Origin of the sequence: Longimicrobium sp., assembly GCF_036387355.1 — a bacterium.
GTDB lineage: Bacteria > Gemmatimonadota > Gemmatimonadetes > Longimicrobiales > Longimicrobiaceae > Longimicrobium.
Genome location: NZ_DASVTX010000004.1, coordinates 1 through 15,949, shown reverse-complemented (window position 1 = coordinate 15,949; position 15,949 = coordinate 1). Strand labels below are relative to the sequence as shown.

The 15,949-nt window shown below is 71.1% G+C and carries 17 protein-coding genes; 13 read left to right on the top strand and 4 right to left on the bottom strand.

Annotated elements, in window-relative coordinates:
- Positions 1-938 precede the first annotated feature (938 nt).
- The 4 genes from VF665_RS00315 to VF665_RS00300 are packed head-to-tail and all read right to left on the bottom strand — an operon-like array spanning position 939 to position 4,125.
- Positions 939-2,093 carry a M42 family metallopeptidase gene (locus VF665_RS00315; protein WP_331051400.1) on the bottom strand — a complete coding sequence of 385 codons (1,155 nt, stop codon included), beginning with the start codon at positions 2,091-2,093 and terminating at the stop codon, positions 939-941.
- A complete protein-coding gene (locus VF665_RS00310) occupies positions 2,090-2,659 on the bottom strand; it encodes a gamma carbonic anhydrase family protein (protein ID WP_331051399.1) in 570 nt (189 codons plus the stop codon). Before VF665_RS00310 ends, VF665_RS00315 begins: the two co-directional genes overlap by 4 nt.
- Positions 2,659-3,645 (bottom strand): threonine ammonia-lyase, encoded by a 987-nt coding sequence (locus VF665_RS00305; protein ID WP_331051398.1) that lies wholly within the window; start codon positions 3,643-3,645, stop codon positions 2,659-2,661. Before VF665_RS00305 ends, VF665_RS00310 begins: the two co-directional genes overlap by 1 nt.
- A gap of 12 nt (positions 3,646-3,657) precedes the next feature.
- Positions 3,658-4,125 carry a BsuPI-related putative proteinase inhibitor gene (locus tag VF665_RS00300; RefSeq protein ID WP_331051397.1) on the bottom strand — a complete coding sequence of 156 codons (468 nt, stop codon included), beginning with the start codon at positions 4,123-4,125 and terminating at the stop codon, positions 3,658-3,660.
- A 227-nt stretch (positions 4,126-4,352) separates the two neighbouring features.
- Here VF665_RS00300 and VF665_RS00295 point away from each other — a divergent pair, with 227 nt between their 5' ends.
- From VF665_RS00295 to VF665_RS00235, 13 genes are all read left to right on the top strand, one after another.
- The gene (locus tag VF665_RS00295; RefSeq protein ID WP_331051396.1) at positions 4,353-4,997 is read left to right on the top strand and encodes an AtpZ/AtpI family protein; all 645 of its coding nucleotides are present in this window, start codon (positions 4,353-4,355) and stop codon (positions 4,995-4,997) included.
- The gene (gene atpB, locus VF665_RS00290; protein WP_331051395.1) at positions 4,994-6,019 is read left to right on the top strand and encodes a F0F1 ATP synthase subunit A; all 1,026 of its coding nucleotides are present in this window, start codon (positions 4,994-4,996) and stop codon (positions 6,017-6,019) included. The genes VF665_RS00295 and atpB overlap by 4 nt, the downstream gene beginning before the upstream one ends.
- Positions 6,020-6,283: 264 nt before the next feature.
- On the top strand, positions 6,284-6,544 hold the full coding sequence (gene atpE, locus VF665_RS00285) for an ATP synthase F0 subunit C (protein ID WP_331051394.1): 261 nt from the start codon (positions 6,284-6,286) through the stop codon (positions 6,542-6,544).
- 86 nt (positions 6,545-6,630) lie between these two features.
- A complete protein-coding gene (gene atpF / locus VF665_RS00280) occupies positions 6,631-7,221 on the top strand; it encodes a F0F1 ATP synthase subunit B (protein ID WP_331051393.1) in 591 nt (196 codons plus the stop codon).
- Between the two features lie 4 nt (positions 7,222-7,225).
- A complete protein-coding gene (atpH, locus tag VF665_RS00275) occupies positions 7,226-7,807 on the top strand; it encodes an ATP synthase F1 subunit delta (protein WP_331051392.1) in 582 nt (193 codons plus the stop codon).
- Positions 7,808-7,955: 148 nt separating this feature from the next.
- Positions 7,956-9,653 carry a F0F1 ATP synthase subunit alpha gene (atpA, locus tag VF665_RS00270; RefSeq protein ID WP_331051391.1) on the top strand — a complete coding sequence of 566 codons (1,698 nt, stop codon included), beginning with the start codon at positions 7,956-7,958 and terminating at the stop codon, positions 9,651-9,653.
- Between the two features lie 96 nt (positions 9,654-9,749).
- Positions 9,750-10,631, top strand: coding sequence for a F0F1 ATP synthase subunit gamma (locus tag VF665_RS00265; RefSeq protein WP_331051390.1), 882 nt, complete (start codon positions 9,750-9,752; stop codon positions 10,629-10,631).
- Positions 10,632-10,660: 29 nt separating this feature from the next.
- Positions 10,661-12,142, top strand: a complete 1,482-nt coding sequence (atpD, locus tag VF665_RS00260; protein ID WP_331051389.1) for a F0F1 ATP synthase subunit beta — start codon at positions 10,661-10,663, stop codon at positions 12,140-12,142.
- Entirely contained in the window at positions 12,142-12,429 is a 288-nt protein-coding gene (locus VF665_RS00255; RefSeq protein ID WP_331051388.1) for a F0F1 ATP synthase subunit epsilon, read from the top strand. The genes atpD and VF665_RS00255 overlap by 1 nt, the downstream gene beginning before the upstream one ends.
- Before the next feature lie 482 nt (positions 12,430-12,911).
- Positions 12,912-13,511, top strand: coding sequence for a hypothetical protein (locus VF665_RS00250; RefSeq protein ID WP_331051387.1), 600 nt, complete (start codon positions 12,912-12,914; stop codon positions 13,509-13,511).
- Between the two features lie 88 nt (positions 13,512-13,599).
- The gene (locus tag VF665_RS00245) at positions 13,600-14,421 is read left to right on the top strand and encodes a PHP domain-containing protein (RefSeq protein WP_331051386.1); all 822 of its coding nucleotides are present in this window, start codon (positions 13,600-13,602) and stop codon (positions 14,419-14,421) included.
- Between the two features lie 4 nt (positions 14,422-14,425).
- On the top strand, positions 14,426-15,001 hold the full coding sequence (locus tag VF665_RS00240; RefSeq protein WP_331051385.1) for a hypothetical protein: 576 nt from the start codon (positions 14,426-14,428) through the stop codon (positions 14,999-15,001).
- The gene (locus VF665_RS00235; protein WP_331051384.1) at positions 14,998-15,621 is read left to right on the top strand and encodes a hypothetical protein; all 624 of its coding nucleotides are present in this window, start codon (positions 14,998-15,000) and stop codon (positions 15,619-15,621) included. The genes VF665_RS00240 and VF665_RS00235 overlap by 4 nt, the downstream gene beginning before the upstream one ends.
- Positions 15,622-15,949: the final 328 nt, after the last annotated feature.

Below are 15,949 nucleotides of genomic sequence, written 5' to 3'. Positions count from 1 at the left end.
TGCGACGCTCCCTCAGGATGACCCTCCAGCGCCGAGGTGAGCGGCCATCCGGGTTGATGGGGATGGCGTCGCGCCGCCATCGGCAGGCGAAGGCTCGCGCCCGTCGATCCGCCCAGCCACATAGTAGACCAGCACGACAGGTTGCTTGGTGCCGCGGAGTATGGGCGTCATTCTGAGGGAGGCGCCGCACGGGTTTGTCCGTCACTTCAGACGCTGGCGCCGACCGAAGAATCCCGCGCCACCGCATCCGATGCACGCCCGGTTGCGCGCCGCGCTCGGAGGCTGCGGGCGCCGCGGGAGAGGCTGGAGCACGCCACGCCGGCCCGCGGCGCGGCGGATGCTTCGGTTCGGGATTCTTCAGTCGCGCAGGGATCCGGTACCGGGAAAGCGCGGCGCACGCTCCTTCAGAATGACGCCGCAGCGCCGAGGTGGGCGGCAGGACACCGGTGGAGCGCAGGTGCCGCCGCACGCGGTGCGAGCGGCGTGAGATGGCACCAGGCGTACCGCGCTTCCTCACCTCCGCCGTACCGGGATTCCTCACCCGCCTCGGACTCCGGGTGTCATTCTGAGCGAGGCGCCGCGCCGCACCGTCCGCCACACCGGACTCTGGCGCCGACCGAAGAATCCCGCGCCGAAGCCTCCGCACGGACGCGGGTGGCGCGACACGCTCCGTACTTCTCGCCGCTTCCCGGACCCGGGGCACGCCCCGCCATCTGGGGTGCGCCGATGCGGGCAAGCGGCGCGTAGACGGGGCCGTTCAAGTGCCCGCGGGACTACACTCCTGCGCTCACAACGCGTTCGGGCGCACGCCCTGGCCTCGGAGGACGCCGGTCGACGGACAAAACAAAGAATGGAGGACCGGGAACGCATCCCGGTCCTCCAAACTTTTCGTGCAGTTCCCCGCGATCCTCCGCGTCCTCCGCGTGAAAGCAGTCGGATCAGCCTTGCGCCTCACAGAGGTACGCCTCGAACAGCCGCACCGCAGACTCCACGTCCCGCGGATCCACCGCCTCGAACGGCGAGTGCGAGTAGCGGATCGGAGGCGCCACCAGCAGCGTCTCCATCCCCTGCCGCACCAGGTGAGCGCCGTCGGACGAGTAGTGGTACAGCACCACGTCCTGCACGGGGATGCCCTCACGCGCCGCCACCTCGTGCATCCGCCCGATCAGCCGGCGGGAGTAGTGCACCGACGAGTCGCGGTGCACCAGCGCCGGCCCGCCCCCCAGCCGCACCGGCACGTGCTCGGGCGACACGGTGGGGATGTCGCCCGCCAGCCCGTTATCGATGATGAAGCCCACGTCAAAGCTGCGGCCGTCGCGCGCCAGGCTGCTGGCCCCCACCATCCCGATCTCTTCTTGAACGGTCAGCGCCAGCGTGACGTCGCACGCGGGCGCGCGGCGGGCCAGGCGGCGGGAGAGCGCCACCAGCACGGCCACGCCCAGGCGGTCGTCCATCGCCTTGCCCACCAGCAGGCGCCCCATCCGCTCCACCGAGGACGCCCACACCATGCGCGTCCCCACGCCGATCCCCGCCGCGGCGCACTCCTCCGCCGTCATCCCCACGTCCACGAACACGTCGTCCCACGCCAGACGGGTGCGGTCCCGCTGCTCGGGCGTGAGCGCGTGCCCCGTCGTCGTCGCCAGCACCCCGGGGAGCGGACCGCCCGCCGCCATCACCCGGAACCGCGAGCCGATGAAGTACGGGAACGAGAACAGGTCGCGCTCGCCCGGGAGCACGCGCAGAAAGCCCTCCGCCGTCACCGAGCGCACGATCAGCGAAAGCTCGTCCGCGTGCGCCGCCAGCAGCACGCGCGGGCCGGGCCCGGGAATGCGCAGGAAGAGGTTGCCGACCGGGCTGCGCGTCACCTCGCCGCGCCCTTCCCACTCGCGCGCCACCCACGCCGTCACCTCGTCCTCCTGCCCCGTGGGGCCGGACAGCTCGCACAGCGTGCGCAGCAGCACCTCCACCTCGTGCGGGTCGCCGGCGGGGGCGTCGTCCCCGGGGGCGCGGGGGGCGGGGCGCGTGGCCGGCTCCGGCGTGCCGTACGCCTCCGCGTCGGCCAGCACGGTGTCGCGCTCGCGAAAATCGCTCATCGTCCCTCGTTTTCCGGTTCGGTGCCGTGCGCGTCCGCCCGCCCCACGCCCCCGTTCAGGTACGCGCGGGAAAGCTCCACGTAGTGATGCGCGCTGGTGCTCACCCAGCGCAGCGATTCGCCCTGCAGCTGCTTCTTGACGGCGGCCGGCGTCCCCGCCGCCAGCGTGCGAGGCGGAATGACCGCGCCGGCGCCCACTACGGCCCCGGCCGCCACCAGCGCTTCGTCGCCCACTGTGGCCTTCTGCAGCACCACGGCGTTCATGCCGATGAGCGCGCCCCGCCCCACGGTGCAGCTTTCCAGCACCGCGCCGTGGCCGATGGTCACGTCGTCGCCGATCAGGGTGGGGCCCTGGCGGCTGACGTGGAGAACGACGTTGTCCTGCACGCTGGTGCGCGCGCCCACGCGGATCTCGTGCTCCGGCTCGTCGCCGCGGATCACGGCGCCGAACCACACGCTGGCCTCCGCGCCGATGGTGACGTTGCCGATCACGACGGCGTTGGGCGCCACGAAGGCGGTGGGGTCGATCCGGGGTTGGATGCCGGCAAAGGGAAGAATGATGGCCATCAGTCGTCTGTCGACAGGATGCCGGCCAGGCGCCGCGCATCCAGGTTGCCGCCCGTGAGCACCACGGCCGCGGGTCCCGCCGCCCCGTTCAGGGCGCCCTGCAGCACCGCCGCGGCCGCCACGGCCGCGCTCCCCTCCGCCACCACGCCTTCTTCCTCGTACAGAGAACGAATCGCGCGGCGCACGTCCCGTTCTGACACCAGGACGATGTCATCCACTACGGACGACGCCAGCCCCAGGCTTCGCTCGTCCACGTCGCCCGACAGTCCCTCGCAGATCGTCTCCCCGTACGGGGGCGAAACGAGGCGGCCGGCGGCCAGCGAGGCGTGCATGGCGGCGGTCTCGTGCGTCTGCGCGCCCACGATGCGCACTCCGCTCCCCATCGCCCGGGCCACGACGCCGATCCCCCCGATCAGCCCGCCCCCGCCCACGGGGACCACCAGCGTACGTACGTCGGGCCGCTCGCGCAGGACTTCCAGCCCCACCGTCCCCTGTCCCGCCACGACGGCGGGGTCGCTGAAGGCGTGAACGTACAGCGCCCCCGTCTGCCGGGCCCACGCCTCCGCCGCGTGGTGCGCCTCGTCGTATCCTCCATCGACGGTGCGCAGGTCGGCGCCGAAGCGCGCGATGCGGCGGCGCTTGGTTTCCGGCGCGTCCGCGGGCACGAAGACGGTCGCCCGGCAGCCCACCAGCGTGGCGGCCAGCGCCACGCCCTGCCCGTGGTTCCCCGCGGAGGCGGTCACCAGCCCCCGCGCGCGCGCCTCGGGCGGCAGGGACGCGACGGCGTTGTACGCGCCGCGCACCTTGAATGATCCCGTGCGCTGCAGCGACTCCAGCTTGAGAAGAACGTCCGTTTCTGCGCGATGCGACAGCCAGGGCGAGGGCTCCAGCGGGGTGCGGCGAACCACGCCCTGCAGCCGGCGGTCCGCGGCCAGCACGTCCGCCAGGGTGGGAAAGGGCGGAACCGCGTGGGGAGACAGCGTCACGAGCGGCGGATGCTAGGGAAGGCGAAAACGGGTGCTCGTTTCCACCGGATGGCTGGTGGCAACGAGCCGCGCGGTGGCCGTGAACTCGCCGCGGCTCCCCGCCGCCGGGCGCCACGTCTCGTTCCACGAGCGCGTCTCGCCCGCGGCCAGCGTCTCCGTCCGCAGCGCCTGGGTGAACCCGCGGTCCGCGGACCAGCGCCACACCTCGCGCCCGCCGGCGCTCACGGCAAAGTCGTACACCTGCCCGTCGCGAAACTGCAGCCGCACCGGCTGCGGGCCGGCGTTGGTCACCTGCAGCGTCAGCCGCACGCTGTCTGCCGCGGGGGCCACCGAGAGGGACGAAACCAGCGGCGCCGCGGCCCCGTTTGCCGGGCCGGCGGCCCCGCCGGGCGCGGGCATCGTCGCGGGCGCCGCGGGTGCGCACGCGGCTGCGAGGGCGCACAGGGCAAGGGCCAGGGTCGCGGGGCGGAGCGCCGGCATGGGCAACGCGGGGCAGCGGGAGAAACGCACGGCCGCGGGACGGTCCCGCGGCCGTTGTGGACGGCAAGTTAGACGCCAGCAAAGAAGGCCGTCAACCGCATCGCCCAGGGTTTGCGAAAAATTTCACAAGCCCCCTCGCGGGGTGCGCACTTCGTGCTTGCGAAAAATTTCACAAGCGGGTATATTGGGCGCGCTCACCCCCCTCTGGAGCCCAGGAACGCAGGCAGATGCAAGCGAAATCGCCGGGTCCCGGCAGGCGCGGGCAGGGTGCGGCAACCGGGGACCTGATGGGGGCGGGAATGCAGTTCGCGGCGTCCATCATCGCCTTTCTGCTGCTGGGCATGTGGCTGGACCGCCGCCTGGGCACCGCGCCCTGGCTGCTGATTGCCGGAGCCGCGCTGGGCGGGGTGGGCGGCTTCTGGGCCATGTACCGAAACCTGGTGGTGGCCCCGCGCGAGCGGGACGCCGCCCTCCAACAGGGAAGACCGTCCGTGAACAGGCAGGGGCTCCGCTACACCGTCATTGCGCTGCTCATCGCCGCCGCCATCGCGGCGGCGGGGGTGGCGCTGGGCGGTCCCGCGCACCGCGCGGGGGTGCTGGCGGGCTCGGCGCTGGGGTTTGTGACCCAGGCGGCCGTGTTCTGGATCTTCTTCATCCGGCTGTACCCGGGAAAGGACCAGGCCTGGACGGCCTACGGCCTGGGGCTGCTGGTGCGGCTGGCGGTATTCGCCGTCACCGCGTTCGTCCTGGCGCCGCGCGCGGGGCTGCCCTTCGCGGCCACGCTGTTCTCCATGGTGAGCGTGTTCTGGCTCACCACGCTGAGTGAAGCGGCGTATCTGAAGAACCGTACGTCGAACCCGACGCAAGCATGAAGCTGACCACCGCGATTTTCGCCCTGCTCTTCGCGGCCGCCCCCGTGGCGGCCCAGGCCGGCCATGGCGAGACCCACGCCCCGGCCGCCCACGGCGCCGCCGACCCGGCCGCCCAGCGCGCCGTGGCCGAAGGCGTCCGCGAGGGCTCCGAGACCGGGCACGCCGGCGCCGGGGCCGGGCACGCCGCCGGCGCCGAGGGCGAGCACAGCAAGGGCTTCGATGCCATGCACCACGTCCGCGACGGGCAGTCGCTGGACTTTCCCCCGTTCGGCAGCGTTGCGCTTCCCGCCCGCGGGAGCTGGATGGTGGGCCCGGTGGACATGACGCCGAGCCGCCACGTCGTCTTCATGCTGCTGGCGGCCGCGCTGCTGCTGCTGGTGTTCATTCCGGCGGGGCGCGCGGCCGCCCGGCGCGAAAAGAACGCCTCTCCGGGCGGCAGGCGCCACAACGTGGCCGAGGTGTTTGCGCTGTACATCCGCGACAACGTGGTGATCGAGAACATCGGCCACGGGGGTGAGAAGTATACCGGCTTCGTGCTGTCGCTGTTCTTCTTCATCCTGTTCAGCAACCTGCTGGGGCTGCTTCCGTACGGCGCCAGCGCCACGGGCAACATCAGCGTCACCGTGGCCCTGGCCCTCATCACCTTTCTGGTCGTTGAGGTTTCCGGCATGCGGGCGCTGGGCCCCAAGGGATACCTCAAGACCATCGTGTACATCCCGCCCGGACTGGGCCCGGTGATGTCCGTCATCATGGCGATCGTCATGACGCCGGTGGAGCTGCTGGGCAAGCTGGCCAAGCCCTTTGCGCTGGCGGTGCGCCTGATGGCCAACATCATGGCCGGGCACATCGTGCTGCTGTCGCTGTTCGGCGTGGGGCTGGTGTTTGGCTGGGGCTTCTTCTGGGGCCCGTTCGTGATGGCCGCGGGGCTCACGTTCCTGGAACTGTTCGTGGCGTTTCTGCAGGCCTACGTATTCTGCGTGCTCACGAGCGTGTTCATCGGGATGATCCGGCACGCGCATTGAGAACGGCAGTGCCCAGGTTCAAGTGCCCAGTGCCCAGCAGGCGGCCCGGGCATCGGGCGCTTGGCACTGAGCACTGAGCACTTTCTGTTCTGGCGGCGCGTGGCCGTTCAACCACGCCGGCGGGGGCGCGCTCATCCCCGTCGTACAGTACCCGGGACTGGGCCCCCGGGGAGGGCGCGCGGCTTCGGCCGGCTGGCGCCACCGCGGTCCATCCGCGCGAGCGATGACGCCCCACACCGAACGACAACCACACGGAGACGGACCATGCAGGCCAACAACCTCGAGTTCCTCAGCAACGGCCTTCTGGGCGCGGCCCTGGGCGCCGGCCTCGCCATCATCGGCGCCGGCATCGGCATCGGCATGATCGGCCGCGGCGCCACCGAGGGCATGGCTCGCCAGCCCGAGATCGCCGGCAACATCCAGACGGCCGGCATCATCCTGGCGGCGCTCATCGAAGGCGCCACCTTCTTTGCCCTGATCGTCTGCCTGCTCATCAACTTCACGGTTGGCGGCGCGATCGGCTGAAGCGTTTCGCGGCGCGGCGGGAGGGGCCCGTTCCCTCCCGCCCGCCTTTTTCTGTGATCGACTGACAGACTGACCCGCGCATCCCTATGATTCGCAAGTCCTGGCCCCTGGTGGCCATGCTGGCCCTGCTCGTACTGACCGCCCGGCCGCTGCACGCGGCCGAGGGGAACGGCAGCCTGCTCACTCCCGACGTCGGGCTGATCGTCTGGACCGTCGTGATCCTGGGGATCGTGGCGTTCGTCCTTGGCAAGTACGCCTGGCCCAACATCCTGGGCGCGGTGGAGCGCCGCGAGGCGCACATCCGCGAGCTGCTGGAGCGCACCGAGCGCGACCGCGCCGAGGCGGCCACGCTGGCCGAGGAGAACCGCCGGCTAATGGAGGACACGCGCGCCAAGGTGCACGAGGCCCTCAACGAGGCCCGCGTGCAGAACGAGCGCATGCGCGCCGAAGCCCTGGCCGAGTCGCGCCGCCAGCAGGAAGAGATGATGGAGCGCGCCCGCCGCGACATCGCCGCCGAGCGCGCCAGCGCCATGGACTCGGTGCGCCGCGAAGCCGTGGACCTGTCCATCGCCGCCGCCGAAAAGCTGGTGCGGCACAGCATGGACAGTGAGGCCAACCGCCGCCTGGTGCGCGAGTACCTGGGCCAGGTGGCGCCCGCCGCCGGCGCGGGGGTCTGATCCGGTGCGCGCCGAACTGATCTCCCGCAACTACGCCGAGACCCTGCTGGCCCTCGCCGAGCGCAACGGCGGCGACGCCGCCGTGGAGCAGTTCGGCGTGGCCATGCAGAACGTGGCGGGACTGCTGCAGAACGACCCCCGCGTGCGCCAGTTCATGGAAACGCCGCGCGTGACGCTGGAGCAGCGCAAGGCCGCCCTCACCGCCGCGCTGCGCGGCCGGGTGCCGGAGCTGGTGCTGCGCTTCATCATGGTCGTGGTGGAAAAGCGCCGCGGGCCCCTGCTGGCCGAAATCGGCGAGCAGTACCAGGCGCTGGTGGACGAGCGGATGGGGCGCGTGCGCGTGTCCGTGACGCTGAGCCACGCCCCCGACGCGGCGCTCATGGACGAGATCCGCGCCGGGCTGGAGGCCCGCATGGGGCGCGCCGTGATCCCCACCTTTTCGGTGGATCCGGAAATCCTGGGCGGCATCGTGCTGCGCCGGGGCGACGACGTACTGGACGGTTCCGTGCGGACGCGCGCGACGCGCCTGCGCCGGGCCATGATGGCGGCCGACCTGCCGCCGCTGGCCGCCCCCGCGGCGGTCTGACGCAACCCCGCCGGCCGCGCGCCGCTGCGCTCTCCGTGAGCGCGCCGCCGCCGGCGAACCGGGTCGCAGGGTCGGGTTACAACGGTCGGACGACATCAAACTCGCGCATTCCAGCCCCGTGCTGGACCGCCAACCGAGGGATACAGTAATGGCGACGGTGGAAAGCCAGCTTCGCGCTAGCGAAATCAAGGACGTGCTGCTCGGCGAGATCGAGCGGTACGAGGACGTGCTCGGGGCCGAGCAGGTGGGTTCGGTGCTGGAGGTCAAGGACGGCATCGCCCGCGTGTACGGCCTCATGGGCACCATGGCCAGCGAGATGCTGGAAATCACCAGCGGCGAAACCGGCCAGGTGGTGACCGCGCTGGCGCTGAACCTGGAAGAAGACAACATCGGCGCCGTGGTGCTGGGCGACTGGACGGCGCTGCACGAGGGCGACCAGGCGCGCCGCACCGGCCGCGTGCTCGACATTCCCGTGGGCCCCGGCTACCTGGGCCGCGTGGTGAACCCGCTGGGCGAGCCCATCGACGGCAAGGGCCCCATTCACGCCGTGGGCCGCCGCCAGGTGGACATCGTGGCGCCGGGCATCGTGCTGCGGAAGCCGGTGGGCGAGCCCATGCAGACGGGCGTCAAGGCCATCGACGCGCTCATCCCCATCGGCCGCGGCCAGCGCGAGCTCATCATCGGCGACCGCGGCACCGGCAAGACGGCCATCGCGATCGACACGATCATCAACCAGAAGGGGCAGGACGTCGTCTGCGTCTACGTCGCCATCGGCCAGAAGGCGTCGACGGTGGCGGGCGTGGTGAGCCGCCTGGCCAACGCGGGCGCGCTGGACTACACCATCATCGTGGCCGCCACCGCGTCGGACCCGGCGCCCATGCAGTACATCGCGCCGTACGCGGGCACCGCGCTGGCCGAGTACTTCATGTACACCAAGGACGAGAACGGCAAGGGCAAGGCGACGCTCTGCGTGTACGACGACCTGAGCAAGCAGGCCGTGGCGTACCGGCAGATGTCGCTGGTGCTGCGCCGCCCGCCGGGCCGCGAGGCGTATCCGGGCGACGTGTTCTACCTGCACAGCCGCCTGCTGGAGCGCGCCGCCAAGCTGTCGGACGAAATGGGCGGCGGGTCGCTCACGGCGCTGCCGATCATCGAGACGCAGGCCGGCGACGTGTCGGCGTACATCCCCACGAACGTGATTTCCATCACGGACGGGCAGATCTTCCTGGAAAGCAACCTGTTCTACTCGGGCGTGCGCCCGGCGGTGAACGTGGGCATCAGCGTGAGCCGCGTGGGCGGCAGCGCGCAGATCAAGGCCATGAAGCAGGTGGCCGGCAAGCTCAAGGGCGAGCTGGCGCAGTACCGCGAGCTGGAGGCGTTCGCCGCCTTCGGCAGCGAGCTGGACGCGGTGACGCAGCGGCAGCTGGCCCGCGGCGCGCGCTCGGTGGAGATCCTGAAGCAGGGGCAGTACCAGCCCATGCCGGTGGAAAACCAGGTCGCCATCATCTACGCGCTCACCAACGGCTACATCGACAACGTCGACCTCCCGCAGGTGAAGGCGTGGGAGCGCGACTTCCACGTGTACCTGCGGGCGCAGCACCCGGAGATCCTGGACGGCATCCGCACCAGCCGCACGCTGGCGGGCGACAACGAGAAGGCCATGCGCGCGGCCATCGAGCGCTACGCCGAGCTGTTCGCCGACCCGCACTCGCCGGTGGGCACCGACACGTACGCCCAGAGCGCGATCCTGAACGAGACGGACGCCGACCGGCACATGTCCGAGGAGCAGCTGCGCATGGCGAGCAACCCGGCGGCCAACGCCCCGGGCGCCCGGCAGTCGTACTGAAGAACGGCGGTACCCGGTGACAAGTGCCCAGTGCCCGGTGCAGACCGGACCTTGGCACTGGGAACTTGGCACTAGGCACTTTCCTTTGATCTGATTATGGCCAAAGCCAGAGAACTCAAGGGCCGGATCCGCTCGGTCCAGAACACGCGCAAGATCACCCGGACGATGGAGATGGTGTCCACGTCCAAGCTCAAGCGCGCGCAGGACCGCGTGGAGGCGGCGCGCCCCTACGCCGAGCGGCTGTCGGGGGTGATTCGCCGGCTGCTGACGCCGGAGTTGGCGGCCCGCTACCCGCTTCTGCGGCAGCCGGCCACCGTGCGCCGCGCGGCGGTGATCCTGCTCACCAGCAACCGCGGCCTGGCCGGCGCCTTCAACGCCAACCTGATCCGTGAGGCCCGCGGGCTCATGCAGCGGCTGCGCGCCGAGGGCGCGCAGGCCGAGCTGCACATCTCGGGCAAGAAGGGAATCGGCTTCTTCCGGTTCCAGAACGAGCAGCTGCGCACCGCCGTGAGCGACATCGGCGACCGCCCCACGGCGGCCGACGCGCAGCGGCTGGTGGACACGCTGATGGACGAGTTCGTGCGGGGCGAGATGGACGCGGTGTACGTGGTGTACGCCAAGTTCAACTCGGCGCTCAGCACGCCGCCCACCACCATGCAGCTGCTGCCCGTGGCGCCCCCGTCGGCCGAGGCCGAGGCGGGCCGCGGGGCGCAGGCGGACGTGGAGTACCTGCTGGAGCCGTCGGGCGACGAGATCCTGGGGCGCATTCTGCCGCTGTACGTGCGCAACAGCGTGTACCGGGCCATGGTGGAAACGTCGGCCGCCGAGCACGGCGCCCGCCGCACCGCCATGAAGAACGCCACCGACAACGCCGGCGACATTCTGGAAACGCTCACGCGGACGTACAACCGCGTGCGGCAGGCGGCGATCACGCAGGAGATCGCCGAAATCGTCGGCGGCGCCGCGGCGCTGGAATAACGTAGAGTCCCACGACGAGGAGAGCATACATGGCAGCGATTGCCCCCGAGCAGGCCACCGTGCCCGCCGGCGCGACCCAGGTGGGCCGCGTGATCCAGGTCATCGGCCCCGTGATCGACGCGGAGTTCGAAGGCCACCTTCCGGAGATCTACAACGCCCTGCGCGTCAGCGCCCCGGCGGCCGACGGCCGCCCGGCGGTGAACCTGACGCTGGAGGTGCAGCAGCACATCGGCCGCAACCAGGTGCGCGCCGTGGCCATGGAAGCCACGGACGGCATCGTTCGCGGCATGGACGTGATGGACACCGGCGCGAGCATCCGCGTTCCCGTGGGCGCCAACGCCCTGGGCCGCATTCTGAACGTGCTCGGCGACCCGGTGGACGAGCGCGGCGACATCCCGGTTTCGGCCGAGCGCTGGCCCATTCACCGCGACGCGCCGCTGTTCGTCAATCTGGAAGCCAAGACCGAGGTGCTCGAGACGGGCATCAAGGTCATCGACCTGCTCACCCCGTACCCCCAGGGCGGCAAGATCGGCCTGTTCGGCGGGGCCGGCGTGGGCAAGACGGTGGTCATTCAGGAGCTGATCCACAACATCGCCATGGGGCACGGCGGCCGCTCGGTGTTCGCTGGCGTGGGCGAGCGCACCCGCGAGGGCACCGACCTGTGGCTGGAGTTCCGCGAGGCGGGGCTCATCAAGGACGACAACCTGGCCGAGTCCAGCGTGGCCCTTGTCTACGGGCAGATGAACGAGCCGCCGGGCGCGCGCCTGCGCGTGGCGCTGGCCGGGCTCACGGTGGCGGAGTACTTCCGCGACGTGGAAAAGCAGGACGTGCTCTTCTTCGTCGACAACATCTTCCGCTTCACCCAGGCGGGTTCGGAAGTGTCGGCGCTGCTGGGCCGCATGCCGTCGGCGGTGGGCTACCAGCCCACGCTGGCCACGGAGATGGGGGGGCTGCAGGAGCGCATCACCTCCACGCGCGACGGCTCCATCACCTCGGTGCAGGCCATCTACGTGCCGGCCGACGACCTTACGGACCCGGCGCCGGCCACCGCCTTCGCGCACCTTGACGCCACCACGGTGCTCAACCGCGCGCTGACGGAAATCGGCATCTATCCGGCGGTGGACCCGCTGGACTCCACGTCGCGCATCGTGGACCCGCAGTACATCGGCGAGCGGCACTACAACGTCGCCACCAGCGTGCAGCGCATCCTGCAGCGCTACAAGGAGCTGCAGGAGATCATCGCCATTCTGGGCATGGACGAGCTGTCGGAAGAAGACAAGGTGACGGTGGGCCGCGCCCGCCGCATCCAGCGCTTCCTGTCGCAGCCGTTCCACGTGGCCGAGCAGTTCACGGGCACGCCGGGCGCGTACGTGAAGCTGGACGAGACCATCGAGTCGTTCGAGCGCGTGGTGAACGGCGAGTTCGACCACCTGCCGGAGCAGGCGTTCTACATGGTGGGCGGCATCGAGGGCGTGCTGGAGAAGGCCCGCAAGCTCGAGGCGGGCGGCTGATGGCGGCCCCCGCGGCGTCGTCCGGGGGCGCGGGGGCGCTGCGCGTCACCGTGCTGTCCCCGGAACAGACCGTGTACCAGGGCCCCGCGGACGGCGTGGTGGTGCCGGCGCACAACGGCCAGCTCGGCATTCTGCGGGGCCACGCCCCGCTGATGGCGCTGCTGGGCGAAGGCGAAATGCGCATCACCGTCAACGGCGCCGACCGCCGCTTCCGGGTGTCGGGCGGGTTCCTTCAGGTGGCCGACAACGAGGTCACGATCCTGAGCGAGCGCGCCGAGCCGGCGTGAACGGCGGGACGGCAGGGAATAGGGAATAGGGAATAGGGAATAGGTGAACGGCTCTCGCATGCTTCGGCGCGCGGGAGCCGTTTTCCATTGGTGCGACCGGTCGGGAGAACCGCGGTTCACGCGGAGAACGAGGCAATCCCGAGCGACACGGGGCAACCGCTACGAAAGACGAACGCAGGGTTGATCTTTCGCCTTTAGCGCGAGAAAGTCTGTGTCTTCGCGCGCCCCCACGAACCGCCTGCGCCCTCCGCGCCCTCCATGCGAGTGCCGCCAACACACCGCGCTCCCCGCGCCGACCTCACCCCCGAGCCTAACCCCCTATTCCCGAGTCCCTAGTCCCTATTCCCTATTCCCTATTCCCTGCCCCCCTCCCCTGGCCCCAAACTTGATCCGTGGAACCCCCGCACGCCCGCTGGCCTACTACCCAGGCCAACGGGCATCGTCATTTTGTCAGCAGGCAACCAGAGCCAGGACGGAGAAGGATGAAGCACAGGTGGATCGCCCTCGCCGCGCTCATGGGCGCGGCCGTTGCGCCCGCGGCCCGGGCACAGGTGTTCACGCCCACCTACATGTCGCCCGTTCCGCGCAGCGACTTCGGCGTGTACGTCCACGACTGGGGCCCGGACGCCCTGGGCGTGGAAGGCATCTGGCGCCGCCCCTCCCGCGGCGGGTCGGACCTGGGGCTCCGCGCCGGCTACGTGGACACCGGCGACGGCGCGCTCACGCTGGGGCTGGAGGTGCGCAACCCCGTGGTCCTCGCCGGGGCGCCCATCGGCCTCGCCTTTACCGCCGGCGCGCAGGGCGTGGTGGGCGACGGCACCAGCATCCTGGGCGGACAGGTGGGCTTCACCGCCGGACAGCCCATTCCCGCCGGCAATTTCACGGTGACGCCGTACATCCACCCGCGCCTCGCCATCGCGAACGACATCATCGGCGACCGCAACGACGAGGACGACATTCAGATCGACGTGCTGGCGGACGTGGGGCTGGACCTGGAGTTCACCTCCGGCATCACCTTTCGCTTCGGCGCCAACCTGGGCCGCGGCGCCGACTGGGGACTCGGGTTCGCGTGGCGCCAGTAGCGCAAACGCACGGCGTCCGCCAACTGTCCTCCTTGCGCGCCGCCCGCCGCACCGGCCGGCGGCGCGTCCGTCCCACATCCCGGTCCCGATGAAGCGAGCCGATCTCCACCTGCACACCCGCGCCTCCGACGGCGAGCTGTCTCCCGCCGACCTGGTCCGCACCGCCGCGGACGCCCGGCTGGACGTCATCGCCATCACCGATCACGACACCATCGGCGGCGTGGCCGAGGCGCTCGCCGCCGCGGCCGGCACCCCGGTGCGCGTCATCGCCGGCGTGGAGGTCAGCAGCCGCCACGGGAACGACGAGATCCACGTCCTGGGCTACCACGTGGCGCCGGACGCGCCCTCCCTGCTGGCGCACGAGGGCGGTGCACTCGGAAGACGCCAGGAGCGCGCACGGGAGATGGTGCGCCGCCTTCAGTCGCTCGGCGTCGCGGTGGAGTACGAGGACGTGCTTCGCGCGGCGGGAACGGATGCCCGCGCCATCGGCCGCCCCCACGTGGCGCGCGCCATGGTCGCCACCGGGCAGGTGCGCTCCGTGGGCGAAGCGTTCGACCGCTTTCTGGGCGACGCGGGGACGGCCTTCGTCCCCACCGAGCTTCCTTCCGTGCGCACCGCGATCGAGATGATCCGCGCCGCGGGCGGCGTCGCCGTGTGGGCGCACCCCGATCCGCGGCAGTTCGACGCCGCCATCCGCGATTTCGCGGAGTGGGGGCTCTCCGGGGTGGAGTGCTTCCGGCCGACCACCCCTCCCAGCGACGCCAAGCACTTCCGCTCCGTCGCGCGCGAGCTCGGCCTCTGGCCCAGCGGCGGCTCCGACTGGCACGGCCCGTATCGCTCGCGGCTGGGCGACTTCTTCATCCCCGTGGAAGACGTTCAGGAAGTGGTGGACGCCGGCGGGGCGGGCTGAGCGGATGGAGACCGATGCGGCCCCCCGACCGCGGTGGAGCGACGGGCTGCGCGATCCCTGGATCATCCCTGGGCTCGTGCTGCTCGCGGCGATGACGGGGCTCGCCCTTTTTCTGTACGCCGGCCAGCCGCAGACCGCCGCGGAGGTGGGGGGGCGCGCCTGGGTGGCCCTCGCGCCCGACGCGTACACGCCGCGCATTTCCCGCGCGCGCGAACGGGTGAGCGCCGCGCTCGCCGCCGCGTCCGCGGGAGACACCGCCGCCGCCCTGGCCCGCTACGCGGAAGCGGAGGAGCAGGCGCTGGACGCCCGCCGCAACGCGGGGACGGACGCCGCGCGGCTGGCGGAAAGCACGGAGATGTGGGCCGGAATCGCGCTGGACCGGGCGGGGATGATGCTGGCCTCCGGCGCCTCCCCCTGGTACCGCGCGGACGACAAGCAGCGGCTGAACGATGCCCTCGCCGTCGCCGAGCGCGTCCGTGCCGCCCCCGTTTCCGCGGCGACCAGGGGACGGGCGGACGGATTGACGGCGCGCATCCGGCGCCAGCTGCGCCCCGGCCCGCTGGAGTGGATCCCCCGATGACTCTCGCCCAGCGCCGTGTGGCGGCCAGCCTCGCATTCTGCGCCTCCGCCGCGCTCGCCGGCCTGGCCCTGGTGCCGGACGGCGTGGAGTACCGCGCCTTCGGGATGGTGGAAGGGGTGTTCGCGCTCCTGCTCGCCTACCTGCTCGTGATGCGCGGCGCCTGGGCCCCCGCGGAGGGAATGCTGGGGTGGATCGCGGTCGCGTATGGAACGCTGGCCTCGGCGCAGGTGCTGGAGCTCCTTTTTCCGCCACCGGGGATGATCGAGTGGATGGTGACGGCGGGCGTGGCCGTCACCGCCTGGGGCGCGTTCGCCGGGGGAACGCGGCGGCGCCTCGTCTTTGCCCTGGCCAGCCTGGCCCTCCTGCTCGCCGTCCTCAAGTTCTCCGTCATCCCCGTGCTTTGGACGCGCGTGGGGCCGGCGGCGGGGACGGGGTTCGGGCTGGGCGACGCGGCGGAGGGCGTGCGGCGCGTGTTCGCGGACTACCGGCCGCTGCGCCCCGCGGGGCAGATGGTGGGGTTCGCGGCGATTGCATTCTGGGCGATTGCCACCCGGCTGGTGTGGCCGCAAGCCGCGCCGGGTGAAGAGGATAGCCGAACGGGTGTTCGGCAGGAGTTTTGAATTTCTGTTGCGGCGGGGTGTTGACTCCCGGGCCGCAACCCGTTATCATAGAGGCACTTCGCGGGGCACGGCGGCAACGCCGGCCGACGGAAACCGGAAAATCGGACCCGTTGACAACCGCGGCGCAGACGGTTACGTTAGTTGGCTCGCGGCGAAATGGCCGCGCGACGAACGACTTTGAAAATTCGGGTACTGGGTTGGGTTAGCGAGTAGTCGAGCGGAAGTATCGGCACTCAGCAAGCACCAATACGTGTGAGAAGGTTCGGTGGACCGGAGTGCCTGGCGGAGTAACCTCCCGCCAGCGAGCATATCCGGTCAAGCGAAAGTA